This window comes from Burkholderia sp. COPS (assembly GCF_019425585.1).
GTDB lineage: Bacteria > Pseudomonadota > Gammaproteobacteria > Burkholderiales > Burkholderiaceae > Burkholderia > Burkholderia cepacia.
The window spans coordinates 31,949-56,670 of record NZ_WIXR01000002.1; the positions used below are offsets into that span (position 1 = coordinate 31,949).

Here is a 24,722-nt window from a genome sequence, read left to right on the forward strand (position 1 = left end):
CCATCTCACCAGGAGAGTGTGCCCTCATGACTGAAAAGAGCCCCGCGAACGGGCGCGACAGCAACCACTTCGACGTGATCATCCTCGGGTCGGGCATGTCCGGCACCCAGATGGGGGCGATCCTGGCCAACCAGCAGTTTCGCGTGCTGATCATCGAGGAGTCGTCGCACCCGCGCTTCACGATCGGCGAATCGTCGATCCCCGAGACGTCCCTGATGAATCGCATCATCGCCGATCGCTACGGCATTCCGGAGCTCGACCGCATCACGTCGTTCTACGCGACGCAGCGTTACGTCGCGTCGAGCACGGGCATCAAGCGCAACTTCGGCTTCGTGTTCCACAAGCCCGGCCAGGAGCACGACCCGAAGGAATTCACGCAGTGCGTGATTCCCGAACTGCCGTGGGGCCCGGAGAGCCACTATTACCGCCAGGACGTCGACGCCTACCTGTTGCAAGCCGCGATCAAGTACGGCTGCACGGTGCGCCAGAAGACGAACGTGACCGAATACCACGCCGACAAGGACGGCGTCGCGGTGACCACCGCCCAGGGCGAACGGTTCACCGGCCGGTACATGATCGATTGCGGCGGGCCGCGCGCGCCGCTCGCGACCAAGTTCAAGCTCCGCGAAGAGCCGTGCCGATTCAAGACGCACTCGCGCAGCATTTACACGCACATGCTCGGGGTCAAGCCGTTCGACGACATCTTCAAGGTCAAGGGGCAGCGCTGGCGCTGGCACGAGGGAACCCTGCACCACATGTTCGCGGGCGGCTGGCTCTGGGTGATTCCGTTCAACAACCACCCGCGATCGACCAACAACCTGGTGAGCGTCGGCCTGCAGCTCGACCCGCGTGTCTACCCGAAAACCGACATCTCCGCACAGCAGGAATTCGACGAGTTCCTCGCGCGGTTCCCGAGCATCGCGGCGCAGTTCCGCGACGCCGTGCCGGTGCGCGACTGGGTCAAGACCGACCGCCTGCAATTCTCGTCGAGCGCCTGCGTCGGCGACCGCTACTGCCTGATGCTGCATGCGAACGGGTTCATCGACCCGCTGTTCTCCCGGGGGCTCGAGAACACCGCGGTGACCATCCATGCGCTCGCGGCGCGCCTCATCAAGGCGCTGCGCGACGACGACTTTTCTCCCGAGCGTTTCGAGTACATCGAGCGCCTGCAGCAGAAGCTGCTGGACCACAACGACGACTTCGTCAGTTGCTGCTATACGGCGTTTTCGGACTTTCGCCTGTGGGACGCGTTCCACAGGCTGTGGGCGGTCGGCACGATCCTCGGGCAGTTCCGGCTCGTGCAGGCCCATGCGAGGTTCCGCGCGTCGCGTGACGAAGGCGACCTCGACCACCTCGACAACGACCCTCCGTACCTCGGATACCTGTGCGCGGACATGGAGGGGTACTACCAGTTGTTCAACGACGCCAAGGCCGAGGTCGAGGCCGTGAGCGCCGGGCACAAGGAGGCCGGGGAGGCCGCGGCGCGGATTCACGCCCTCATCGACGAACGCGAGTTCGCCAGGCCGATGTTCGGCTTCGGGTACTGCATCACCGGGGCCAGGCCGCAACTCAACAACTCGAAGTACAGCCTGGTGCCCGCGATGAAGCTGATGCACTGGACGCAAACCAGCGCGCCGGCAGAGGTGAAACGGTACTTCGACTACAACCCGATGTTCGCGCTGCTCAAGGCGTACATCACGACCCGCATCGGCCTGGCGCTGAAGTAGCCGGCCGACACCGCCAGGAAAACGATGAACGACGTTCAATTCGATCAAGCGGTCGCCACGGAGCAAGCCCCGGGGGTGTACGACGCGACCACGCGCGTGGCCGCGAGCTGGTACGTCGCGATGCGCTCGGACGACCTCAAGGACAAGCCGACGGAGTTGACGCTGTTCGGCCGTCCGTGCGTGGCGTGGCGCGGCGCGACCGGGCGGGCGGTGGTGATGGACCGCCACTGCTCGCACCTCGGCGCGAACCTGGCCGACGGGCGGGTCACCGACGGGTGCATCCAGTGCCCGTTTCACCACTGGCGGTACGACGAGCAGGGCCGGTGCGTTCACATCCCCGGGCACAGCCAGGTGGTGCGGCAGCTGGAGCCCGTTCCGCGCGGCGCGCGTCAGCCGACGTGGGTCACCGCGGAGCGGTACGGCTACGTGTGGGTCTGGTACGGCTCCCCGCAGCCGCTGCACCCGCTGCCCGAAATTGCCGCGGCCGACGTCGACAACGGCGACTTCATGCACCTGCACTTCGCGTTCGAGACGACGACGGCGGTCTTGCGGATCGTCGAGAACTTCTACGACGCGCAACACGCGACCCCGGTGCACGCGCTCCCGATCTCGGCCTTCGAACTCAAGCTGTTCGACGACTGGCGCCCGTGGCCGGAGGTCGAGCCGCTGGCCCGGGCGGGCGCGTGGTTCGGTGCCGGGATCGACTTCACCGTGAACCGGTATTTCGGGCCCCTCGGCATGTTGTCGCGTGCGCTCGGCCTGAACATGTCGCAGATGAACCTGCACTTCGACGGCTACCCCGGCGGGTGCGTGATGACCGTCGCGCTGGACGGAGACTTCAAATACAAGCTGCTCCAGTGCGTGACGCCGGTGAGCGACGGCAAAAACGTCATGCACATGCTCATCTCGATCAAGAAGGTGGGCGGCGCCCTGCGCCGCGCGACCGACTACGTGCTGTTCGGGTTGCAGACCCGACAGGCCGCGGGGTACGACGTCAGGATCTGGAACGGGATGAAGCCGGACGGCGGCGGTGCGTACAGCAGGTACGACAAGCTCGTGCTCAAGTACCGCGCGTTCTACCGAGGCTGGGTCGACCGTGTCGCCGAGACGGGCGGCCGACCGCACCGCCGCGAGTGAGCGGCGAGGCGTGAAGCGGCGGCCGGGAACCGGCCGATGAGCAGGATCGCGCCGGCAACGCATGTGGCCGGCACGCCCGGGCCGAGCACGGGCTCTTTTTCGCGTTCATCGTTTCACGTCGTCGGGCAGGCGGGCGGCCGTCGGGCCGGTGCGCTCAAGCGCCTGAGCGACAAGGATTTCGCGGGCCCGGCTGCGGGCGCCGCGAAATCCGCCGACAGGCGCCGGGTCGGCGCGCGATCCGGCTGCCGGACACAGGCGGAGATCAATTCCCGGCCGATGCCGTCGCGACCGGCGCCGCATCGGGATGCGCGCGCGCGTAAAGCTGGCGATTGCGCGCGATCTGCGCGTGCGACGGCGGATAGTCGTTCCGGTCGGTCGGCAGCAAGCCGCCGGCTTCGGCATCGATCAGCTGCTGGTAGATTTCGGCGCGCGTGAGCGGCGCCTGCGTGGACTGGGCGAAGGCCTGTGTACCGAACGGCAGGCTCAGCGCGGCAACGACAAAGGCAGTGAAGAGTTTCATGGCGACTCCCTGGTGGGTTGAACGAACGGGCGAGTGGGGCGGCCCCACGTATCCCATTCTGGTTGCCGCGGCAGGCACGACGCTGACCCGCCGATTACAGATTTGTAATCCGCCCGTTTCGCGCTTGCACGATGCGGCTCGCGCGCCGCGTTTCCCGGTAACATCGGCGCATGTCACCACCCCATGCGACGGAGCCGACCATGCGCATCCTGATAGTCGAAGACGAACCGAAGACCGGCGCGTACCTGAAGAAAGGGCTCGAGGAATCCGGCTTCAGCGTCGATCTCGCGAAGGATGGCGGCGAGGGCCTGACGCTCGCGCAGGAGGAAAGCTACGACGTGATCGTGCTCGACGTGATGCTGCCGGTGCTCGACGGCTGGAGTGTGCTCAAGCGGCTGCGCGACACGCATGCGACGCCCGTGCTGTTCCTGACCGCGCGCGACGACGTGCAGGATCGCGTGCACGGCCTCGAACTCGGCGCCGACGACTACCTCGTGAAGCCGTTCGCATTCGTCGAGCTGCTTGCGCGGATCCGCACGCTCGCCCGGCGCGGGCCGCCGCGCGAGACGGAACGCATCGCGGTGGGCGACCTGGAGATCGACGTCGTGCGCCGCCGCGTGAAGCGCGGCACCGTGCGGATCGACCTGACGCCGCGCGAATTCTCGCTGCTGCAACTGCTCGCGCGCCGGCAGGGCGAGGTGCTGAGTCGCACGCAGATCGCGTCGTATGTGTGGGACATGAATTTCGACAGCGACACCAACGTCGTCGAAGTCGCGATCCGGCGGCTGCGCGCGAAGATCGACGACGATTTCGCGGTCAAGCTGATCCATACGGTGCGCGGCGTCGGCTACGTGCTCGAGCCGAAGGACGCCGCATGACGCTCGGCCGCTTGATCGGCCGCTCGATCGGCACGACGCTCGCGCTCGCGTTCGGCGCGACCATGCTCGCCGTCTTCGCGCTTGTCGGCACCTATGTGTATACGGCCCTCGAGCGTCAGGTGAGCACGCAGGACGACCTCGACATCGTGCTCGCCGCGCGGCACACGCGCCGGCTGGCGGGCGAGCTCGATTCGCTCGACGCGGTGCGCACGCATGCGGACCGGCTGACGAGCCAGGTGCTCGGCAACGCGGCGCTGTCGATCGCCGTCGTCGACGGGCAGGGCAACGTGCTCGCACGCCACAACGTCGAGCGCACCGGGTTCGAGGACTCGCCCGAGCCCGCGGCAGCCGCATCGACGCCTGCATCGACGCCCACCCCGCCCGCGCTGCCGGCATTGCCCGACGCCGCGCTGTTCCCGCCGCACGCGACGCCGGTGCCCGCGAATGAGCGGATCACCACCGACCGGATCGCGACCTGGACGGCCGGCGGCGGCGTGTCCGTGCGCGGCGTCGTCAGCGATGCGCAGTTGCGCGACCACTCGACGATCCGGATCGCGATCGCGCGCAACATGAGCGATCGCGCTGCGATGCTCGACGGCTACCGCGACCGGCTGAAGATCGCCGGCGGCCTGGGTGCGCTGTTCGCGATGCTGCTCAGCTACGGGCTGATCCGCACATCGCTAGCGCCGCTGCGCGAGATCGTCGCGAACACGGGCCGGATCACCGTCGACAAGCTCGATACGCGGCTCGACGCGTCGCGTGCGCCGCGCGAGCTGACGGCGCTCGTCGACGCGCAGAACGCGATGCTCGGCCGCCTGCAGCAGGCGTTCGGACACCTGTCGCAATTCAGCGCGGATCTCGCGCACGACCTGCGCACGCCGCTGAACAACATGCGCGGCGCGACCGAGGTGGCGCTCGCGCGGCCGCGTTCGCCCGACGAGTACCAGGCACTGCTCGAATCGAATCTCGAGGAATACGACCGTCTCGCGCGGATGATCGAGACCGTGCTGTTTCTCGCGCGCGCCGAGCATCCGGGTTTCGTCACGCGGCAGCGTGCGTTCGACGTGCATGACGAACTGGAGCGTATCGCCGGTTATTTCGAAGGGCTCGCCGACGAAGCGGGATCGACGCTGCGCGTCGACGGGCACGGGCAACTGACCGCCGATCTCGAACTGTTCCGCCGCGCGGTCAGCAACCTGCTGGCCAACGCGCTGCGCTATACGCCGGCGGGCGGCGTGATCGCGATGAGCGTCGACGAAACGGCGGATGCGGTGCACGTCGTCGTCGCGAACCCGGGCGAGCCGATCGATCCCGCGCTGCTGCCGCGCATCTTCGAGCGTTTCGTGCGCGGCGACCCCGCGCGCAGCGGCGGCGTGCCGGGCGGCACGGCCGGGCTCGGCCTCGCGATCGTGCGTTCGGTGATGGAATTGCACGGCGGCACCGTACGCGTCGAAAGCGACGCGGCCGGCACGCGCTTCATCCTCACGTTCGTCAGGACGCCGACGGCGTAGCGGCCGCGTGCGCGGCGGCGGTTGCGTGCGCATCCATATCCGTATCCTTGTTCCAGCCGCCGCCGAGCGCCGTCAGCAGCGCGACCGCCGCCTCCATCCGGCGCGCGGCGATCTGGTCGGCCAGGCGCCGGTTCGACAGCGCGATCGTCTGCGCGGTCACGACGTCGAGATAACTGACCGCACCGGCGTTGAAGCGGTTGGTTGTCAGCTTCAGCGACAGGTCGGCCGCGTCGGTCGCGCGCTGCTGGCTGTTTGCTTCCGATGCGAGCGCATCGAGCGCGGACAGTTGATCCTCGACCTGCTGGAACGCGGCCAGCACGGTCTGCCGGTAATCGGCGACCACGCCGTCGTACTGCGCATGCGCGGCGTGCAGCGACGCGCTGCGGCGCCCGCCGTCGAACAGCGTGCCGGCGAGCTGCGAGCCGAGCGACCAGAACAGGCTCGGCGCGGTGAGCCACGGCGCGAAGAACGAACTTTCGAGCCCCGCGCTCGCCGACAGCACCAGGTCGGGGAAAAACGCGGCGCGCGCCTCGCCGATCTGCGCGTTCGCGGCTGCGACGCGCCGCTCGGCCGCCGCGATGTCGGGCCGCCGCTCGAGCAGTTGCGACGGTACGCCGGCCGGGATCGCCGGCACGTCGAATGCCTGCACGCGCGGCGGCAGCGTGAAGGTCGACGCGCTTTCGCCGACCAGCGTCGCGAGCGCATGCTGGAGTTGCGCGCGGGACGCGTCGATGTCGGTGTCCTGCGTCTGCGTCGATTCGAGTTGCGTCTCGGCTTGCGCGACGGCCGACGCGTCGATCGCGCCGTCCGCGAGTTGCTGCTTCAGCAGCTTCAGGGCATCGGCATACGCGCGCACCGTTTCGTCGAGCAGTTGCTTCTGCGTGTCGAGCGAGCGCAGCGCGAAATAGTCGGTCGCGAGTTCGGCCGTGACGGACAGCCTCACGGCCTGCAGGTCGGCCGCGCTCGCGTCGGCATTCGCCTGCGCGCCCGTCACGGCGTCGCGCACGCGGCCGAACAGGTCGGGTTCCCAGCTCGCGGCGACGCCGGCCTGGTAGTCGGGCGTCGTCTTGCCGGCGAGCGACGAGCCGAGCTTGTTCTGCGACAAGCGCGAGCGGCTCTGCGCGACGCCGGCCGTGACGGTCGGCAGGAAGCCCGCACGCTGGTAACCGACCATCGCGCGCGCCTGCTGGAGATTGGCGACGGCTTTCTTCACGGTCTGGTTCGAGATGTCGACGCGCGCTTCGAGCGCGTTCAGTGCGGCGTCGTCGAAGACGGTCCACCACGGGCCGCGCGACGCGGAATCGGCGGGCGTGGCGACGTTCCAGCCTGGTTGGGAGGCGGGTACGCCCGAAGCCGGTACGCCCGTAGCCGGTACCCCCGCATAGTGCGCAGGCACCGCGACGGTGGGGGGCGAGTAGGCGGGTAGCGTCGAGCATGCGGTCAACGCGGCGGCGATGCCGAGCGCGACGACGCGGCGTGCGAACGGAAGCGGATGAAAGAGGCACATGGTGGAGATCTCGCGGGTTGTCATGAACGGTCAGCCGTGGGACTGCGTCGACGTCGCAACCGACGTGGCAACCGGCGTCGACGCGGGCGCCGCGACGGCGGCCGGTGCTGCCGCAACCGCGCGAGGCACCGCCGGCGCACCGGTAGCCGAGCCGGCCCGCGCAGTCGCCTGCGCGGCGCCAGGCTCGACCGGCACGATCTTCACGGTCTCGCCGTCGGCGATCGAATCGCCCGGGTTGTCGATCACCCGATCGGTCGCGGACAGTCCCGCGACGATCTCGACGTGCGTGCCGAAATCGCGGCCGATCTGCACGGTCTTCAGCGCGGTGGTGCCGTTTGCGGCGACGGTCGCGACCGTCACGCCGTTCGGCCGGAACAGCAGCGCGCTGACCGGCAGCTCGAACGCGGGCGCCGCACTCGCGATGAGCAGGTGCGCCTGCGCATACGCGCCCGGCATCAGCGCGCCGTCGCGGTTGTCGACGTCGATCTCGACCCGCAGCGTGCGCGTCACGGGATCGATCGCGCCCGCGCTGCGCGCCACGCGTGCGACGAAGCGCCGGCCCGGATACTGCTGCGTGGTCAGGTACACGGGCGTGCCGGCCGATACGCCGGCAGCACTATCCTGCGGGACGTCGACGAACACGCGCAGCGTGTCGGTCTGCTCGAGGTGGAACAGCTCGCCCGACAGCCCCGGGCTGCCCGGTGTGCCGCCCGCCGTGACGAGCGTGCCGACGTCGACGTTGCGCGCGGTGATCACGCCGTCGAACGGCGCCGTCACCGATTCGTACGACACGAGTTCGTTCAGGTGGGCGGCATTCGCCTGCGCGGAGGCGAGCATCGCGCGCTTCGCGTTCATGTCGGCGACCTTCGTGTCGGTGTCCTGCTGCGATACCGACTGCGTCTTCAGCATCTCCTGCCAGCGCTGCGCGGTCGATTTCGCGTAGTCGTAGTTCGCCTGCGCGGTCGACGTGTCGGCGTGCGCCTGGCGCAACTGCGCGTCGAGGTCGGGCGCCGTGATCTGCGCGAGCGTCTGCCCGGCTTTCACGTGCGTGCCGATATCCGCACTCCAGTGCGCGATGTAACCGCTCGTGCGTGCGTAGATCGACGCTTCCGCGTAGGGCATCACCGCACCCGGCAGCGTGAGCGTCTGGTCGGCCGGCGCGGCGCCGGGCCGGATCACGGACACCGGCAGCGCCTGCTGCGCGGCCACCTGCACGCGCTGCGCGGCGCGTGCATCGATACGCGGCACGATGCCTGCGGCCAGCAGCGCGGCGGCGAGTGCCAGCGCGGCCAGCGGCACGGCGAGCCTGCGGCCGCGACGGGGCAGCGGCGCGTCGGGTGCGGTGTCGCGCGCGACAGGCGGGACCGCCGCCGTTTCGGCGGAAAGCGGGGCGAGAGGTTCGGTCGAGTCGTTCATGATGGGTTCGAAGTCGGGCGAGTCGGAGGAAATCGGCGGGTATCCAGTCCAGCTATCCGGGTATCCGTGCTCAAGGCAGGGCCGGCGTGTCCGGCACGCGGCGTGCGGCGGCCGCATCGCGTCGCCGTTCGAGCCACGCATGGACGAAGCCGAACACGACGGGTACGAACAGCAGCGTCGACACCGTGCCGAACGCGAGGCCGCCGATCACCGCGCGGCCGAGCGGCGCGTTCTGCTCGCCGCCGTCGCCGAGGCCGAGCGCCATCGGCAGCATGCCGATCAGCATCGCGAGCGCGGTCATCACGACCGGGCGGAACCGGCTGAACCCCGCATCGAGCGCGGCCTGCCACGGCGGCGTGCCGCCGGCGCTCAGCTCGCGCGCCGCGTTGACGACGAGAATGCTGTTCGCGGTCGCGATGCCGATGCACAGGATCGTGCCGGTCAGCGCGGGCACCGACAGCGTCGTGTTCGTGACGAACAGCATCCACGCGATGCCCGCGAGCGACGCGGGCAGGCCGCTGACGATCACGAGCGGGTCGAGCCAGGACTGGAAGTTCACGACCATCAGCAGGTAGACCAGCGCGATCGCGAGCACGAGGCCGCTCAGCAGCCCCGCGAACGACTGGTGCATCGCCTGCACCTGGCCGCGCAGTACGATCGACGAGCCGGGCGGCAGTTGCGCGCGAGCGGCGTCGACGAGCTTCGTCACGTCGGCCGTCACGCCGCCGAGGTCGCGGTCCTGCACCGATGCGAAGATGTCGAGCACCGGCTGCACGTTGTAGTGCGACACGACGGCCTGCTGCTCGGCGCGCGAGAAGGTGCCCAGCGTGCCGAGCAGGTTCTGCGCGCCCGCGCCGGCCGCGGGGCCGCCCGCGGGCGTCTGCGGCGATTGCGCGGCGGTCGGCATCGCGATGTTCGCGAGCGACTGCAGCGAATTGACGTCGTACTGCGGCGCCTGCACCAGCACCGGGTAACTGACGCCGTTGGCGGGGTTCAGCCAGAAGTTCGGCGTGGTCTGCGAGCTGCCGGACAGTGAGATCAGCAGGTTCTGCGCGACGTCGCGCTGCTGGAGCCCGGCCTGGATCGCCTTGGTGCGATCGACGTCGACGTTGATCGCGGGTGCGTCGCCGGGCTGCTGGATGCGCGCGTCCACGAGGCCGCGCACGCCGCGCAGTTGCGCGAGCAGCCGGTTCGCGACCGCGCGGTTCGCATCGAGCCGGTTGCCGACGATCTGGATGTCGATCGGCGCCGGCAACCCGAAGTTGAGGATCTGGCTGACGATGTCGGCCGGCAGGAACGCGAAGGTCACGCCCGGGAACGCCTGGTTCAGCAGGTTGCGCAGCTTCGTCACGTACTGCGCGGTCGGCCGGTGGTTCGGCTTCAGCGTGATCATGATGTCGGCGTCGCCGGCGCCGACCGGATCGGACGAGTCGTAGGTCAGGTTGATCCCGCTGACCGGCACGCCGATGTTGTCGAGCACGCCGGCCAGTTCGTTCGCGGGGATCACCGAGCGGATCCGCGTCTCGACCTCGTCGGTCAGGCGCGCGGTCTCCTCGATCCGCGTGCCGGTCGGCGCGCGCAGGTGCAACCGGATCTCGCCGGTATCGACCGACGGGAAGAAATCCTGCCCGGCGACGGCGAACAGGCTCGTGGAAGCCACGCAGGCGAGCAGGAACGCGGCCGCGAAGCGGCGCCGGTTCGCGATCGCGGCCGACAGCAGCGCGCGATAGCGCGCGCGGACCGCTTCGAAACGGTGCTCGAAGGCGGCCTGGAAGCGCGCGAAGCGAGCGAAGATGCCGCGCGGCGCCTTGCCGTGCCCCTTGGCGCGCATCAGCACCATCGCGAGCGTCGGGATCAGCGTGCGCGAGAAGAAGTACGACGCGATCATCGCGAAGATCACCGCTTCGGCCATCGGCACGAACAGGTAGCGCGCGACGCCCGTCAGCAGGAACATCGGCGCGAACACGATGCAGATCGACAGCGTCGACACGAAGGTCGGCACGGCGATCTCGCCCGCGCCGGTCAGGATCGCCTCCTCGAGCGGCGCGCCGCGTTCGAGGTGGTGCGTGATGTTCTCGATCGCGACGGTCGCATCGTCGACGAGAATCCCGACCGCGAGCGCGAGCCCGCCGAGCGTCATGATGTTGATCGTCTCGCCGAGCGCGGCCAGCGCGCACAGCGACGTCAGCACCGCGAGCGGGATCGTCACGGCGATGATCAGCGTCGCGCGCCAGCTGCCGAGGAACAGCAGGATCATCAGCGCCGTCAGGCACGCGGCGATCAGCGCCTCGCGCGCGACGCCCTGGATCGCCGCTTTCACGAACACCGACTGGTCGCCGAGCGGCGTGATGTGCAGCGCCTTCGGCAGGCCGGCCGCGATCTTCGGCAGCATCGCTTTCACCTGGCCGATGATCGTCAGCGTCGATGCGCTGCCGGTCTTCTCGACCGTCAGCAGCGCCGCGCGCTTGCCGTCGCTGCGCACGATGTTGGTCTGCGGCGCGTAGCCGTTGCGCACGTGGGCCACGTCGCGCACATAGACGACGTTGCCGCCGACGGTCTTCACCGGCAGGTCGTTCAGTGCGGCGACGGTCTGCGTACTGCCGTTCATCTGCACGTTGTACTCGCGCGCGCCGATCTTCGCGGTGCCGCCGGGCAGGATCAGGTTCTGCGCGTTGATCGCGTTGACCACGTCGATCGGCGCGAGCCCCTTGGCCTGCAGCGCGCGCATGTTCAGGTCGACGACGATCTCGGGCACCTTGCCGCCGAACGGCAGCGGCACGGCCGCGCCCTGGACGGTCGCGAGCTGCGTGCGGATGAAGCTGTTGCCGAGGTCGTACAGCTGCTGCTCGGCGAGCGTGCTGCTCGACAGGCCGAGCTGCAGGATCGGCACCGTCGACGCGTTGTACGTGATGATGTTCGGCGGCAGCGTGCCCGGCGGCAGGATCCGCAGGATCGACGCGGAGTTGCTCGAGGCTTCGGCGATCGCGCGATTGATGTCCGCGCCGGGGTGGAAGAAGATCTTCACAACCGACACGCCGTTCAGCGATTGCGATTCGATGTGCTCGATGTCGTCGACGTCGGACGTGAGCGCGCGCTCGTAATTGGTCGTGATGCGCTTGGCCATGTCCTCGGCGGAAAAGCCGTTGTACGACCAGACGATGCTGACGACCGGGATGTCGATGTTCGGAAAGATGTCGGTCGGTGTGCGCAGGATCGCGAGCGTGCCCGCGATGAAGATCAGCAGCGCAAGCACGACGAACGTATAGGGCCTGCGCAATGCCAGCCGGACGATCCACATGATGTTTTCCTCGAAGCAGGGCAAGGGCGCCGCGATGGATGCGACGAGCGTGCAGTCTGCCGTTGCCGCGTTGACCCGGCCCTGACTCGAAGATTACGAAACGGTTATCTGCGCGTGGCGCCGCAGATTTCAGGATTGTCATGTGGCGGTCAGCGTCGTGCCGGCCGCAGTCACCAGAATGAATACGTCGGGCGGCGAACCGCTTCCGCGGCACCGCCGGCGGCGCATCGACGATGCGTCCTCATCGAACCGTTCTGGGGAGTTTCATCATGAATCGCAGACTGATCGCAGCGACCGCGCTGCTCGCCCTCGCCATCGGCACGCCGGTTGCCGCTTTCGCGCAAGCGTCGTCGTCGGGCCCGACCCGTGCCGACGTGATCGCCGAGCTCGTTCAGGCGCAGCGCGACGGCACCGTGCCCACGTCGAACTGGGACTATCCGCCGAGCCCGTCGACGATTGCGCGCAATCGCGAGCTCTATGCGATCGCGCACGGCGAGCAGGCCACCGCGACCGCGTCGACGCCGGTGCCGGCCGTCAGCGCGCAGTGACCGGAGACAGGCGATGACGCGCCTTTCCCGGCTGGCGATCGCCGCGCTGCTCGCGGCGGCGGTCGCGCCGGCCTTTGCACGCGGGATGCCGCAATTGCCCGATGACGACGGCGGGCGCGCGAGCGTGCTGCGAGCGTTGAACCCGGCGCATGCGGCCGGCGTCGTACCGAATCGGGGCGGCGAGACGCCGCGCGGTCGCGACAGCGGCATCGACCGGCGGCTCGGCGTGGCCGGCGATGGCGATGCGCGGTAATTCTGGCCGTCGTGAGCGACGGTCGGATAAAAGCGCGCGGTCGGCGCGTTCATGCCGGTATGGGCGCCGGGAATGAACGATCCCCAAGCAAAGGCGAGCACCTGCTGGGGCCGGAACGTCGACTGCATCCCGTGCACGGCCCGGAGCGACCGTGCCGCCAGGCAAAAACTCGTGGCGCTCACCCGGTAGCGGTCGAAGCGATCCATCAGCCAGCCGCTCGCGACCGAGCCCGGTCTGCCGCCTCGGTGCAGGAAGCCGCCCATGATCGCGCCTTGCGCGTTGGTATAGCCGGCGTTTTTCATAGCCGGCGCCTTTCCCATCTCCGCCGCGCCGCCCCCAGCCCGTTTAGGTGTTTATACGTATGCCGATTCCGATATCGCCCGAATCCAATATTTCATTGGAAGGTTATCGGACTTGTTCATAGACTGATGCGGGGCATGCAGACCGGGCCGGCCGCACGCGCCAGCCCGGTCTGCAGTCCCGACCCGCATCCCCGCGCCAAGCAGAACCACAACAGCGCAGCGGCATACAACGACATCATCGGAGACGGACCATGACATTTTTCAGGAAGCTGACGGCCGGCGCGCTCGTCGCCGCGGCGACGGTGTTCGCGCACGACGCGTTCGCGCAGCAAAAGCCGATCACGCTCGGGTTCTCGCAGGTCGGCGCGGAAAGCGCGTGGCGCACCGCGAACACCGTGTCGGTGAAGGGCGCGGCGAAGGACGCCGGCATCAACCTGAAATTCTCGGACGCGCAGCAGAAGCAGGAGAACCAGATTCGCGCGATCCGTTCGTTCATCGCGCAGAAGGTCGACGTGATCGCGTTCTCGCCGGTCGTCGAATCGGGCTGGGAACCGGTGCTGACCGAAGCGAAGGCCGCGCATATCCCGGTGATCCTGACCGATCGCGCGGTCGACGTGAAGGACCCGTCGCTGTACGTGACGATGATCGGCTCCGACTTCCTCGAGGAAGGGCGGCGCGCCGGCCACTGGCTCGAAGAGCGCTACAAGAACGATGCGGGCCCGATCAACATCGTCGAACTGCAGGGCACCGTCGGCTCGGCGCCGGCCAACGATCGCCGCGCGGGCCTGCTCGAAGTGATCAAGAACAATCCGAAATTCAAGGTGATCGCGTCGCAGAGCGGCGACTTCACGCTCGCCGGCGGCAAGCAGGTGATGGAAGCGTTCGCGAAGACCTACGGCAAGCAGATCAACGTCGTCTACGCGCACAACGACGACATGGCGCTCGGCGCGATCCAGGCGATGGAGGAAGCCGGGATCAAGCCCGGCAAGGACGTGAGCGTCGTGTCGTTCGATGCGACGAAGGGCGGTTTCCAGGCGATGATCGCCGGCAAGATCAACGTCGACGTCGAATGCAGCCCGCTGCTCGGCCCGCAGCTGATGAGCGCGGTGAAGGACGTGGTCGCCGGCAAGCAGCTGCCCAAGCGGATCGTCACGAACGAGACGGTGTTCCCGATGAACGTCGCGGCGCAGGTGCTGCCGACCCGCAAGTACTGATGTCCCGCACGGGCGGCGGCGCGGCTGCCGCCCGAGTCGCAACCGCTTTGCAACCGCTTTGCTACCGCTTCGCAACCGTTTCGACGGAGGGGTCATGACGCAATCGCCGGTGGTCGAGATGACCGGCATCGACAAGTCATTTCCGGGTGTCAGCGCGCTGCAGCGCGTGGACTTCCGGTTGTTTCCCGGCGAGATCCATGCGCTGATGGGCCAGAACGGCGCGGGCAAGTCGACGCTGATCAACGTGCTCACCGGCGTGCATGCGCACGACGCGGGCGAGATTCGCGTCGGCGGCCGGCCCGTGCGCTTCGCCGCGCCGCGCGAAGCCGAGGCGGCCGGGATCCAGACGCTTTACCAGGAAGTGAACCTGTGCACGAACCTGTCGGTCGCCGAGAACATCTTCGCGGGTCGTCAGCCGATGCGGCGCGGCGCGATCGACTGGAACGCGATCCATGCGCGTGCGCGCGCGGCGCTCGCGGAACTCGACCTGTCGCTCGACGTGACGCGCTCGCTCGACGCGTACCCGATCGCCGTGCAGCAGATGGTCGCGATCGCGCGCGCCGTTTCCGTCGATGCGCGCGTGCTGATCCTCGACGAGCCGACGTCGAGCCTCGACGACGGCGAGGTCGCGCGGCTGTTCGACGTGCTGCGCCGGCTGAAGGCGTCGGGCATCGCGATCCTGTTCGTCACGCATTTCCTTGAGCAGACCTATGCGGTGTCCGACCGGATCACCGTGATGCGCAACGGCGAGCGCGAAGGCGAGTACCTGGCGCGCGACCTGCCGGTCGATGTGCTGGTCGCGAAGATGACCGGCCGCGAGCGGATGTCCGATACGCTGCAGGCGGGTGCCGCGGCCGCCGTGCGCACCGCGGGCGACGCCGCGCCGTTCCTGTCGATGCAGCAGGTCGGCCGGCGCGGGATGATGAGCGCGCTCGATCTCGACGTGCGGCCCGGCGAGATCGTCGGGCTGGCCGGGCTGCTCGGCTCGGGGCGTACCGAAACCGCGCAGCTCGCGTTCGCCGCGGAGCGCCCGGACACCGGCGCGATCGAGATCGACGGCACGCGCACGCGGCTCGCGTCGCCGCACGACGCGGTGCGGCACGGCATCGCGTACTGCCCGGAAGACCGCAAGAAGGAGGGTATCGTCGCCGCGCTGTCGATCCGCGAGAACATCATCCTCGCGCTGCAGGCGCGGCGCGGCTGGTGGCGGCTGATCGGGCGCGCGCGCCAGCGCGAGATCGCCGAGTCGTATATCGCCCGGCTCGGCATCAAGGCGCGCGACGCGGAGCAGCCGATCGGCCTGCTGTCGGGCGGCAACCAGCAGAAGGTGCTGCTCGCGCGCTGGCTCGCGACGGACCCGAAGCTGCTGATTCTCGACGAACCGACGCGCGGGATCGACGTCGCCGCGAAGTTCGACATCATGGAGCGCGTGCTCGCGCTGTGCAAGACCGGGCTCGCGATCCTGTTCATCTCGTCGGAGATCGGCGAGGTCGTGCGCGTGAGCCACCGGATCGCGGTGCTGCGCGACCGTCGCAAGGTCGCCGAGCTGAGCGGCGCCGATGCATCCGAGGAGCAGGTGTACCGTCTGATCGCGGGAGGCCAGTCATGACGCCGCTGCGCATGCTGTTTCGTCATTCGCTCGCGTGGCCGGTGCTGACGCTCGCGCTGCTGTTCGCGCTCGATGTCGCGCATCGTCCGGGTTTCCTGTCGATCGCGCTGCTCGACGGCCACCTGTTCGGCGCACCGGTCGACATCCTGAACCGCGCGGCGCCGCTCGTGATCGTGTCGCTCGGGATGACGCTCGTGATCGCGACGCGCGGGATCGACATCTCGGTCGGCGCGATCGTCGCGATCGCCGGCGCGGCCGCGGCGATCGTGCTCGACGGCGATCCGTCGCGGGTCGGTGCCGCGCTGGCCGCCGCGCTCGGCGTCGGCTTGCTCGCGGGCGCCTGGAACGGGCTGCTCGTCGCGTTCGTCGGGATGCAGCCGATCATCGCGACGCTGATCCTGATGGTGGCCGGCCGCGGCGTCGCGCAGCTGCTGACGGGCGGCCAGATCATCCCGATCGGTGCGCCCGGCTATCTCGCGCTCGGTGGCGGGTATCTCGCGACCGTGCCGTGCGCGGTGTGGATCGCCATCGCGACGATCGCCGCGACCGCGCTGCTGGTGAACCGCACGGCGCTCGGGCTGTTCATACGCGCGATCGGCGTGAATCCGGTCGCGACGCGGCTCGTCGGGCTGCGCGCCGGTGCGGTCGTGTTCGGCGTGTATCTGTGTTCGGGCGTGATGGCGGCGCTCGCCGGCATCCTCGCGAGTTCGAACGTGCGCAGCGCCGACGGCAACAACGCCGGGCTGCTGCTCGAACTCGACGCGATCCTCGCGGTGACGCTCGGCGGCACGTCGCTGCTCGGCGGCCGCTTCAGCCTCGCCGGCTCGGTGCTCGGCGCGCTGATCATCCAGACGCTCACCTACACGACCTATTCGATCGGCGTGCCGCCGGAGGCGACGCTCGTCGTCAAGGCGGTCGTCGTGATCGTCGTGACGCTGATCCAGTCGGAGGCGGCGCGCGCGCTGGTCGTCCGGCATGCGTCGCGGCTGCTGCCTTCCGCGCGTTCGCGCGCCACCACCGGAGCGACGCCCCGATGACCCGATTCCTTGGCCGGCTCACCGACCCGCGCACGCTGCCGATCGTCGTGACGATCCTGCTGTTCGTCGCGCTGTTCGGTTTCGGATCCGTGATGTACACGGGCTTCTTCTCGATGCAGGTGCTCACCGGGCTGCTCGTCGACAACGCGTTCCTGCTGATCGTCGCGATCGGGATGACGTTCGTGATCGTGTCGGGCGGGATCGACCTGTCGGTCGGCTCGGTCGTTGCGCTGACAACGATTTTCTGCGCGGTCGGCGCCGAGCGGCTGCATTGGCCGGTGTGGGTCATCGTGCCGCTTGTGCTCGCGTTCGGCGCGCTGTACGGCGCGGCGATGGGCGCGCTGATCCATTACTTCCGGCTGCAGCCGTTCATCGTGACGCTCGCCGGAATGTTTCTCGCGCGCGGCGCGTGCTTCCTGATCACGACGCAGTCGATCACGATCAACGAGCCGACGTTTCATGCGATCGCGGGCATCAGCGTGCCGGTCGGCGGCGGCACGCTGAGCGCGGGCGCGCTGATCGCGCTCGCGACGCTGGCCGCCGCGATCTACGTCGCGCATTTCACGCGGTTCGGCCGCAACGTGTATGCGGTCGGCGGCAATGAACGTTCGGCGCTGCTGATGGGCTTGCCGGTCGCGCGCACGAAGATCGGCGTGTACGCGCTGAGCGGCTTCTGCTCGGCGCTCGGCGGCGTGGTGTTCACGCTGTACGTGCTGTCGGGCTATGGGCTGCAGGCGCAGGGGATGGAGCTGGACGCGATCGCCGCGACCGTGATTGGCGGCACGCTGCTCACGGGCGGCGTGGGTTACGTGATCGGTTCGGTGTTCGGGGTCGGCATCCTCGGCACGATCCAGGTGCTGATCACGTTCGACGGCACGTTGAGCTCGTGGTGGACGCGGATCGTGATCGGCGCGCTGCTGTGCGTGTTCTGCGTGCTGCAGCGGGTGATCGAGCGGCATGCCGCGCGGCGGCGCACCGGCGGCACGGGGCTGGGCGAGCGGCCGCGGCCGGCCGACGCCGCATCGGCACGGCCGGCCGGCGCGGGCGAGGATGCGGCGCTCGTGTCGACGATGCGGCGCGCGTAGGGGGATCACACCGGCGATCGCACCGGGGATCGCACCGCGCGTGCGGTGCAGCGGAACGGAATCGACCGGGCAACGGCGCGCGACGTAGCCGCGCCGTCGCCGTGCACCGCGTCAGGCGCGAACGCCGACGCGGTACTGCGTGGTCTGTCGATAGACGGCACCCGGTTGAACGATGACGGCGTCGCGCAGGCCGTCCATGTTGACCTGATCCGGAAAGCCGCCGGCTTCGACGCACAGCGCGGCGTGTCGCGCGCAGCGCGTGCCGCCGCTCACGCGCAGGCCGTCCAGGTAGTTGCCCGTATAGAGTTGCAGGCCGTGCTGATCCGTCGACACGAGCAGCTCGCGGCCGCTTTCCGGGTCGTAGATCGCCGCGACGGGCCTGAGTGCGTGCGCGCCGTCGCGCAGCACGAAACAGTGGTCGAACCCGCGCGCCCGCGCGAGCTGCGCGTGCGGCCAGTCGAGGCGCGCGCCGAGCGGTGCGCTGTGCCGGAAGTCGAACGCGGTGCCGGTCACGTCGGCGGCGCCGGTCGGAATCAGCGCGTCGTCGACTTCGAGGAACGCGTCGGCGTCGATGCTCAGCACGTGGCCGCGCACGTCGCCGCCCGCGCGGCCGCTGAGGTTGAAATAGCTGTGATTCGTCAGGTTGAGCGGCGTGGGCGCGTCGGTGACGCCGGTGTAGTCGATCGTCAGCGTGCCGTCGTCGTCGAGCGCATAACGCACCTGCACGCTCACGTTGCCCGGAAAACCCGCGTCGCCTTCCGGCGAATCGAGCTGCAGCGTCAACCCGCCGCAATCGTCGACGACGGCCCAGCGCTGCCGGTGAAAGCCGTTCGCGCCGCCGTGCAGCAGATTGCCGCGCTCGTTGCGATCGAGCCGGTAGTCGACGCCGTCGAGCGTGAAGCGCGCGCCGGCGATCCGGTTCGCCCAGCGGCCGACCGTCGCGCCGAGGTAGGCGCCCGATTCGACGTATTCGGCGGGCGTGTCGTGCGCGAGCACGATATCGGCGAAGCGTCCGGTGCGGTCGGGCGCGAGCCACGACACGACGGTCGCGCCGAGGTCGCTGACGACGACGCGCATCCCGTGCGCGTTACGCAGCGTGTAGCGCCGCACCGCGTCGCCGTCGGGCAGCGTGCCCCACGGTTCGGATGGGACGCGTGCGACGCCGGGCGCCGGGCGGGGAGAGTCGGTATCGATATGCATGGGTGGATTCGATGGGTAAGGCCGGCTTCAGTGCGCGGCGATCGTGCGTTCCTGGTATTCGCGGGGCGTGCATCCGAGCTCGCGGCGGAATACCGCGTACATGTACTGAAGCGACGTGAACCCGCAGCGGATCGCGACTTCGGCGCTCGACGCCTGCCGGCCGGCCAGCAGCGCCTGCGCCGCTTCGAGCTTGTGGCGCAGGATTTCCTGGTGCACGGTGCGCTGCAGTTCGCGCCGGAAGTGTTCCTCGAGCAGCGAGCGCGACACGCCGACGTAGTCGGCGACCTGTTCCGTCTTGATGCCCTGGCACGCGTACTGGCGAATGAAATGGCGCGCGCGCATCACGTAGGGGCTCGTGAGCGGCTGGTGGCGCGTCGATTCGAGCACGTTGATCCCGACGGGCGGCACGAGAATGCGCCGGTCGGGAAAACGCACGCCGCGCAGCATCTGGTGCAGCAGGTGCGCGGCGGTCCGGCCCATTTCCTCGGTGCCCTGGATCACGGACGACAGCGGGATGCGCGTCAGCGTGCGCGTGAGCGGATCGTTGTCGATGCCGATGATCGCGACCTGTTCGGGCACCGCGAGGCCGGCGATCAGGCAGGCCTGCAGCAGGTGCCGCGCGCGCGCGTCGGTCACCGCGATGATGCCGACGGGTTTCGGCAGCGCATGCAGCCAGCCGATCAGCTGCTCGATCGCGTGATTCCATGCCGATGCGCTCGTCGACAGCCCGCGGTAGATCGGCGCGTCGAGGCCGTCCGCGCGCGCGAGCCGGTCGAACGCCAGCTCGCGCTGCTGCGCCCAGCGGTTCTGCTGCGCGTCGGGCAGGCTGTACATCGCGAAGTGCGCGAGCCCGGCGCCGATCAGGTGCGTGTACGCGAGCGACACGAGTTTCGCGTTGTCGGTCGCGATATACGGCACGCCGTCCGGATACTGCGCGGGATCCTCGTAGGACGAGCCGAGCGCGACGACCGGCAGCGGCGAGCCGGCGAGCGCGTCGGCGACGGCCGGATCGTCGAAGTCGGCAATGATGCCGTCGCCGTCGAAATGCTCGATGCCGGCGAGCCGGCAGCGGAAGTCGTCCTCGAGGAACAGGTCCCACACCACGCGCGTCGAGCGCAGGTACTGGCCGATGCCGCTGATGATCTCGCGGTCGTAGACCTTGTTGGCGTTGAACAGCAGCGCGATGCGGTGCGGTGTCTGGCTGGAAGGGGCGCGGGTCATCTCGGTCTCGGGGCGCGTGCGGGGCGTCGCGCCGTTGTCTCCGGGGGCGCGGACGGTGCCGCGCGCTGGTCTGGTGTCCGGCGATTGTAGGACGGAACGCGTGCGGTGCGCAGCGCGCTGGCAAGAATCGTTAAGCATGCTGCGCAATTTCGCAATTGCGGGGGAGGGGGCGCGCGGGCACGATCCAGCCAGACCGAATTCGGCCCGCACGCCAACGCGCCGCGCGCCGCACTGCAACAAGAAACCGGACGGAGACGCCATGTCGTATTTCGAACAGATTCCCGCGATTCGCTACGAAGGTCCGCAATCGGACAACCCGCTTGCCTACCGCCACTACGACCGCACGAAGCAGGTGCTCGGCAAGACGCTCGAGGAACACTTGCGCATCGCGGTGTGCTACTGGCATACGTTCGTGTGGCCGGGGCACGACATGTTCGGCCAGGGTGCGTTCCGGCGGCCGTGGCAGCAGCCGGGCGATGCGCTCGAGCGGGCGCGGCAGAAGGCGGATGCGGCGTTCGAGTTCTTCACGAAGCTCGGCACGCCGTTCTATACGTTCCACGACACCGACGTCGCGCCGGAAGGCGACAGCCTGCGCGAGTACGTCGAGAACTTCGCGCGAATGACGGATTACCTGGGCGAGCGTCAGCAGGCCACCGGCGTGCGGCTGCTGTGGGGCACCGCGAACCTGTTCTCGCATCCGCGCTTCGCGGCGGGCGCGGCGACCAACCCGAATCCCGACGTATTCGCGTGGGCGGCGACCCAGGTGCGCCACGCACTCGACGCGACGCACCGGCTCGGCGGCGAGAACTACGTGCTGTGGGGCGGCCGCGAAGGCTACGAGACGCTGCTCAATACCGATCTCGTGCGCGAGCGCGAGCAGTTCGCGCGCTTCCTGTCGATGGTCGTCGAGCACAAGCACCGGATCGGCTTCAAGGGCGCGCTGCTGATCGAGCCGAAGCCGCAGGAGCCGACCAAGCACCAGTACGACTACGACGTCGCGACCGTGCACGGTTTCCTCACGCAATTCGGATTGCAGAACGAGATCCGCGTGAACATCGAGGCTAACCACGCGACGCTCGCCGGCCATTCGTTCCATCACGAGATCGCGAACGCGTTCGCGCTCGGCGTGTTCGGCAGCGTCGATGCGAATCGCGGCGATCCGCAGAACGGCTGGGACACCGACCAGTTCCCGAACAGTGTCGAGGAGCTGACCCTCGCGTTCTACGAGATCCTGCGCCACGGCGGCTTCACCACCGGCGGCATGAACTTCGACGCGAAGGTGCGGCGCCAGAGCGTCGATCCGGAAGACCTGTTCCACGGCCACGTGGGCGCGATCGACGTGCTCGCGCTCGCGCTCGAGCGCGCCGCCGTGCTGGTCGCGAACGACCGGCTCGACGCGCTGCGCCGGCAGCGCTACGCGCAATGGGACAGCGCGTTCGGCCGCGAGATCCTGTCGGGCGGCTACACGCTTGAATCGCTCGCCGCCGACGCGCTCGCGCGCGGCGTGAACCCGCAGCATGCGAGCGGCGGGCAGGAGCGGCTCGAGAACATCGTGAACCAGGCCATCTACGGGCTGCGCTGACGCCATGTACATCGGAGTCGACCTCGGTACGTCGGGCGTGAAGGCCGTGCTGCTCGACCGCGACGGCGCGGTGAGGGCCAGCGCGAGCCGGCCGCTGGCGGTGAGCCGGCCGCGGCCGCGCTGGTCCGAACAGGCGCCGCGCGAATGGTGGGACGCGGCGTGCGGCGCGCTGGCGGCGCTCGTTGCCGATGCGCGCGCGGCCGGCATCGATCCGCGCACCATCGATGCGCTCGGCCTGACCGGGCAGATGCACGGCGCGACGCTGCTCGATGCGCGCGGCGACGTGCTGCGCCCCGCGATCCTGTGGAACGACGGCCGCGCGGATGCGGAGTGCGCGGAACTCGAGCGGCTCGCGCCCACGCTGCGCGCCGTCGCCGGCAATCTCGCGATGCCGGGTTTTACCGCGCCGAAGCTGCTGTGGGTGCGCCGGCACGAGCCGGACGTATTCGCGCGGATCGCCCATGTGCTGCTGCCGAAGGATTATCTGCGTTACCGGTTGACCGGCGCGTTCGCGACCGATCCGTCGGATGCGGCCGGCACGCTGTGGCTCGATGTCGCGAAGCGCGATTACGACGACACGCTGCTCGCCGCATGCGGGTTGTCGCGCGCGCAGATGCCCGCCGTGTTCGAGGGCAACCGCATCACCGGCACGCTGCTGCCGGCCGTCGCACGTGCGCTCGGGTTGCGCGAGATCCCGGTCGTCGCGGGCGGCGGCGACAACGCGGCCGGCGCGGTGGGTGTCGGCATCGTGCGGCCCGGCGACGCACTGTTGTCGCTCGGTACGTCGGGCGTCTACTTCGCGGTGTCGGACGGTTTCCGCGCGAATCCCGAATCGGCGGTTCACAGTTTCTGTCACGCGTTGCCGCGCACCTGGCACCTGATGTCGGTGATGCTGAACGCGGCCGGCTGCGTCGATTTCACCGCGCAACTGGCTGGCTACGACGGCGTTGCCGCGCTGCTCGCCGACGCGGAAGCGAACGCACGCGCGGAGCGCCCGTGGTTCCTGCCTTACCTGAGCGGCGAGCGCACGCCGCACAACGACGTGAATGCGAAGGGCGTGTTCTACGGGATGACGCCCGATACGCGGCGCGCGGATCTCGCGAACGCGACGCTCGAAGGCGTCGGCTTCGCGCTGCTCGACGGGATCGACGCGCTGCATGCGGCCGGGCTCGCGCCAGACAGCATCACGGTGATCGGCGGCGGCTCGCGCAGCGCGTACTGGACGCAGATGCTGGCCGACCTGAGCGGCCGCGCGCTGACCTTGCGCGCGGGCGGCGAAGTCGGCCCGGCGCTCGGCGCCGCGCGGCTCGCGCATCTCGCGCTCGAACCGGATGCGCCGCTCGACGCGGTGTGCCCGCAGCCGCCCGTCGTCGCGGTACGGGAGCCCGACATGGCGCGCCACGCGTGGTACCGCGACGCGCGGCGGCCGACGTTTCGCGCGCTGTATCGGGCGCTCGAACCGGTGTTTGCGACAGGCGCGTGACGGGCGCGTGACACGCCGCACGAAGCCGTGCCGCGCGGTGGCAAGACGATGGGCGACCGGCTTCGGCGGCTGCCCGGCGTTCGTGGAGTAGTCCAATAAAGAGAGGAATGGAGACATGAAATCCGTGAAACGTCGTACGGTATTGAGCTCGCTTGCCGGCGCCGCTGCGCTGGCGATCCTGACCCTGGGCGCACCGCTCGCGCATGCGAGCAAGGACAAGCCTGAAATCGGCTTCTGCATCGACGACTTGCGCGTCGAGCGCTGGTCGCGCGACCGCGACTATTTCGTGGCGGCCGCGACGAAGCTCGGCGCGAAGGTGTCCGTGCAGTCCGCGGACGCGAGCGAGGAGCGGCAGATCTCGCAGATCGAGAACCTGATCTCGCGCGGCGTGGACGTGATCGTGATCGTCCCGTTCAACTCGAAGACGCTCGGCAACGTGGTCGCCGAAGCGCGCAAGGCCGGCATCAAGGTGGTGTCGTACGACCGGCTGATCCTCGACGCCGACGTCGATGCGTACATCTCGTTCGACAACGAGAAGGTCGGCGAACTGCAGGCGCAGGGCGTCGTCGACGCGAAGCCGAAGGGCAACTATTTCCTGCTCGGCGGCGCGCCGACCGACAACAACGCGAAGATGCTGCGCGAAGGGCAGCTGAAGGTGCTGAAGCCGGCGATCGATCGCGGCGACATCAAGGTCGTCGGCCAGCAGTGGGTGCCGGAGTGGAGCGCGTCGACCGCGCTGCGGATCGTCGAGGATGCGCTGACCGCGAACAACAACAAGATCGACGCGATCGTCGCGTCGAACGACGGCACCGCGGGCGGCGCGATCCAGGCGCTCGCCGCGCAGCACCTGGCCGGCAAGGTGCCCGTGTCCGGGCAGGACGCGGATCTCGCGGCGGTCAAGCGCGTGATCGCCGGCACGCAGACGATGACCGTCTACAAGCCGCTCAAGCTGATCGCGAGCGAAGCGGCGAAACTCGCGGTGGATCTCGCGAAGGGCACGAAACCGGCGTTCAACGCGCAATACGACAACGGCAAGAAGAAGGTCGACACGGTGCTGCTGCAGCCGACGCTGTTGACCAAGCGCAACGTCGACGTCGTCGTGAAGGACGGCTTCTATACCCAGGCGCAGCTGGCGAGCCAGTAACGGCGCGGCGCGCGGGCGGCCCACCGGTGCGTCCGCGCGCACACTGCAAG

At 69.0% G+C, this 24,722-nt stretch carries 19 protein-coding genes; 13 read left to right on the forward strand and 6 right to left on the reverse strand.

Going from position 1 to position 24,722, the window contains the following annotated elements:
- Nucleotides 1-26: 26 nt before the first annotated feature.
- Both FOZ70_RS00765 and FOZ70_RS00770 read left to right on the forward strand, forming a co-directional pair.
- Nucleotides 27-1,727, forward strand: a complete 1,701-nt coding sequence (locus tag FOZ70_RS00765; RefSeq protein WP_219704755.1) for a tryptophan 7-halogenase — start codon at nt 27-29, stop codon at nt 1,725-1,727.
- Nucleotides 1,728-1,751: 24 nt separating this feature from the next.
- Nucleotides 1,752-2,864 (forward strand): Rieske 2Fe-2S domain-containing protein, encoded by a 1,113-nt coding sequence (locus FOZ70_RS00770; protein WP_165580299.1) that lies wholly within the window; start codon nt 1,752-1,754, stop codon nt 2,862-2,864.
- 262 nt (nt 2,865-3,126) lie between these two features.
- On the opposite strand, the gene FOZ70_RS00775 is transcribed toward FOZ70_RS00770, so the two are convergent.
- Nucleotides 3,127-3,384, reverse strand: a complete 258-nt coding sequence (locus FOZ70_RS00775) for a DUF4148 domain-containing protein (RefSeq protein ID WP_059492936.1) — start codon at nt 3,382-3,384, stop codon at nt 3,127-3,129.
- 200 nt (nt 3,385-3,584) lie between these two features.
- Here FOZ70_RS00775 and FOZ70_RS00780 point away from each other — a divergent pair, with 200 nt between their 5' ends.
- Entirely contained in the window at nt 3,585-4,262 is a 678-nt protein-coding gene (locus tag FOZ70_RS00780) for a heavy metal response regulator transcription factor (RefSeq protein ID WP_021160488.1), read from the forward strand.
- The gene (locus FOZ70_RS00785; protein WP_219704756.1) at nt 4,259-5,773 is read left to right on the forward strand and encodes a heavy metal sensor histidine kinase; all 1,515 of its coding nucleotides are present in this window, start codon (nt 4,259-4,261) and stop codon (nt 5,771-5,773) included. The genes FOZ70_RS00780 and FOZ70_RS00785 overlap by 4 nt, the downstream gene beginning before the upstream one ends.
- On the opposite strand, the gene FOZ70_RS00790 is transcribed toward FOZ70_RS00785, so the two are convergent.
- The 3 genes from FOZ70_RS00790 to FOZ70_RS00800 all read right to left on the reverse strand — a co-directional run bounded on the left by FOZ70_RS00790 (nt 5,754) and on the right by FOZ70_RS00800 (nt 11,994).
- Nucleotides 5,754-7,280 (reverse strand): efflux transporter outer membrane subunit, encoded by a 1,527-nt coding sequence (locus FOZ70_RS00790; protein ID WP_219704874.1) that lies wholly within the window; start codon nt 7,278-7,280, stop codon nt 5,754-5,756. The genes FOZ70_RS00785 and FOZ70_RS00790 overlap by 20 nt on opposite strands.
- A gap of 30 nt (nt 7,281-7,310) precedes the next feature.
- On the reverse strand, nt 7,311-8,696 hold the full coding sequence (locus FOZ70_RS00795; protein WP_219704757.1) for an efflux RND transporter periplasmic adaptor subunit: 1,386 nt from the start codon (nt 8,694-8,696) through the stop codon (nt 7,311-7,313).
- 70 nt (nt 8,697-8,766) lie between these two features.
- Entirely contained in the window at nt 8,767-11,994 is a 3,228-nt protein-coding gene (locus FOZ70_RS00800) for an efflux RND transporter permease subunit (RefSeq protein WP_219704758.1), read from the reverse strand.
- 269 nt (nt 11,995-12,263) lie between these two features.
- On the opposite strand from FOZ70_RS00800, the gene FOZ70_RS00805 reads away from it, so the two are divergent.
- The 6 genes from FOZ70_RS00805 (at nt 12,264) to yjfF (ending at nt 18,042) form a co-directional block, all read left to right on the forward strand.
- A complete protein-coding gene (locus FOZ70_RS00805; RefSeq protein WP_021160494.1) occupies nt 12,264-12,542 on the forward strand; it encodes a DUF4148 domain-containing protein in 279 nt (92 codons plus the stop codon).
- A gap of 13 nt (nt 12,543-12,555) precedes the next feature.
- The gene (locus tag FOZ70_RS00810) at nt 12,556-12,795 is read left to right on the forward strand and encodes a hypothetical protein (protein ID WP_219704884.1); all 240 of its coding nucleotides are present in this window, start codon (nt 12,556-12,558) and stop codon (nt 12,793-12,795) included.
- Between the two features lie 553 nt (nt 12,796-13,348).
- Entirely contained in the window at nt 13,349-14,311 is a 963-nt protein-coding gene (locus tag FOZ70_RS00815) for an ABC transporter substrate-binding protein (protein ID WP_021160497.1), read from the forward strand.
- A gap of 94 nt (nt 14,312-14,405) precedes the next feature.
- Nucleotides 14,406-15,920, forward strand: coding sequence for a sugar ABC transporter ATP-binding protein (locus FOZ70_RS00820; protein ID WP_021160498.1), 1,515 nt, complete (start codon nt 14,406-14,408; stop codon nt 15,918-15,920).
- Nucleotides 15,917-16,957 (forward strand): ABC transporter permease, encoded by a 1,041-nt coding sequence (locus FOZ70_RS00825; RefSeq protein WP_021160499.1) that lies wholly within the window; start codon nt 15,917-15,919, stop codon nt 16,955-16,957. Before FOZ70_RS00820 ends, FOZ70_RS00825 begins: the two co-directional genes overlap by 4 nt.
- Nucleotides 16,954-18,042 (forward strand): galactofuranose ABC transporter, permease protein YjfF, encoded by a 1,089-nt coding sequence (gene yjfF, locus FOZ70_RS00830; protein ID WP_219704759.1) that lies wholly within the window; start codon nt 16,954-16,956, stop codon nt 18,040-18,042. The genes FOZ70_RS00825 and yjfF overlap by 4 nt, the downstream gene beginning before the upstream one ends.
- A gap of 111 nt (nt 18,043-18,153) precedes the next feature.
- On the opposite strand, the gene FOZ70_RS00835 is transcribed toward yjfF, so the two are convergent.
- Both FOZ70_RS00835 and FOZ70_RS00840 read right to left on the reverse strand, forming a co-directional pair.
- Nucleotides 18,154-19,242, reverse strand: a complete 1,089-nt coding sequence (locus FOZ70_RS00835; RefSeq protein WP_219704760.1) for an aldose epimerase family protein — start codon at nt 19,240-19,242, stop codon at nt 18,154-18,156.
- 27 nt (nt 19,243-19,269) lie between these two features.
- On the reverse strand, nt 19,270-20,463 hold the full coding sequence (locus FOZ70_RS00840; RefSeq protein ID WP_021164181.1) for a DNA-binding transcriptional regulator: 1,194 nt from the start codon (nt 20,461-20,463) through the stop codon (nt 19,270-19,272).
- A gap of 259 nt (nt 20,464-20,722) precedes the next feature.
- Here FOZ70_RS00840 and xylA point away from each other — a divergent pair, with 259 nt between their 5' ends.
- The 3 genes from xylA (at nt 20,723) to xylF (ending at nt 24,672) form a co-directional block, all read left to right on the forward strand.
- Nucleotides 20,723-22,045: a xylose isomerase gene (gene xylA, locus FOZ70_RS00845; protein ID WP_021164179.1), complete on the forward strand. Its 1,323-nt coding sequence runs from the start codon at nt 20,723-20,725 to the stop codon at nt 22,043-22,045.
- Between the two features lie 4 nt (nt 22,046-22,049).
- Nucleotides 22,050-23,528: a xylulokinase gene (xylB, locus tag FOZ70_RS00850; RefSeq protein ID WP_124628825.1), complete on the forward strand. Its 1,479-nt coding sequence runs from the start codon at nt 22,050-22,052 to the stop codon at nt 23,526-23,528.
- A gap of 115 nt (nt 23,529-23,643) precedes the next feature.
- Entirely contained in the window at nt 23,644-24,672 is a 1,029-nt protein-coding gene (gene xylF, locus FOZ70_RS00855) for a D-xylose ABC transporter substrate-binding protein (protein ID WP_021163238.1), read from the forward strand.
- Nucleotides 24,673-24,722 lie beyond the last annotated feature (50 nt).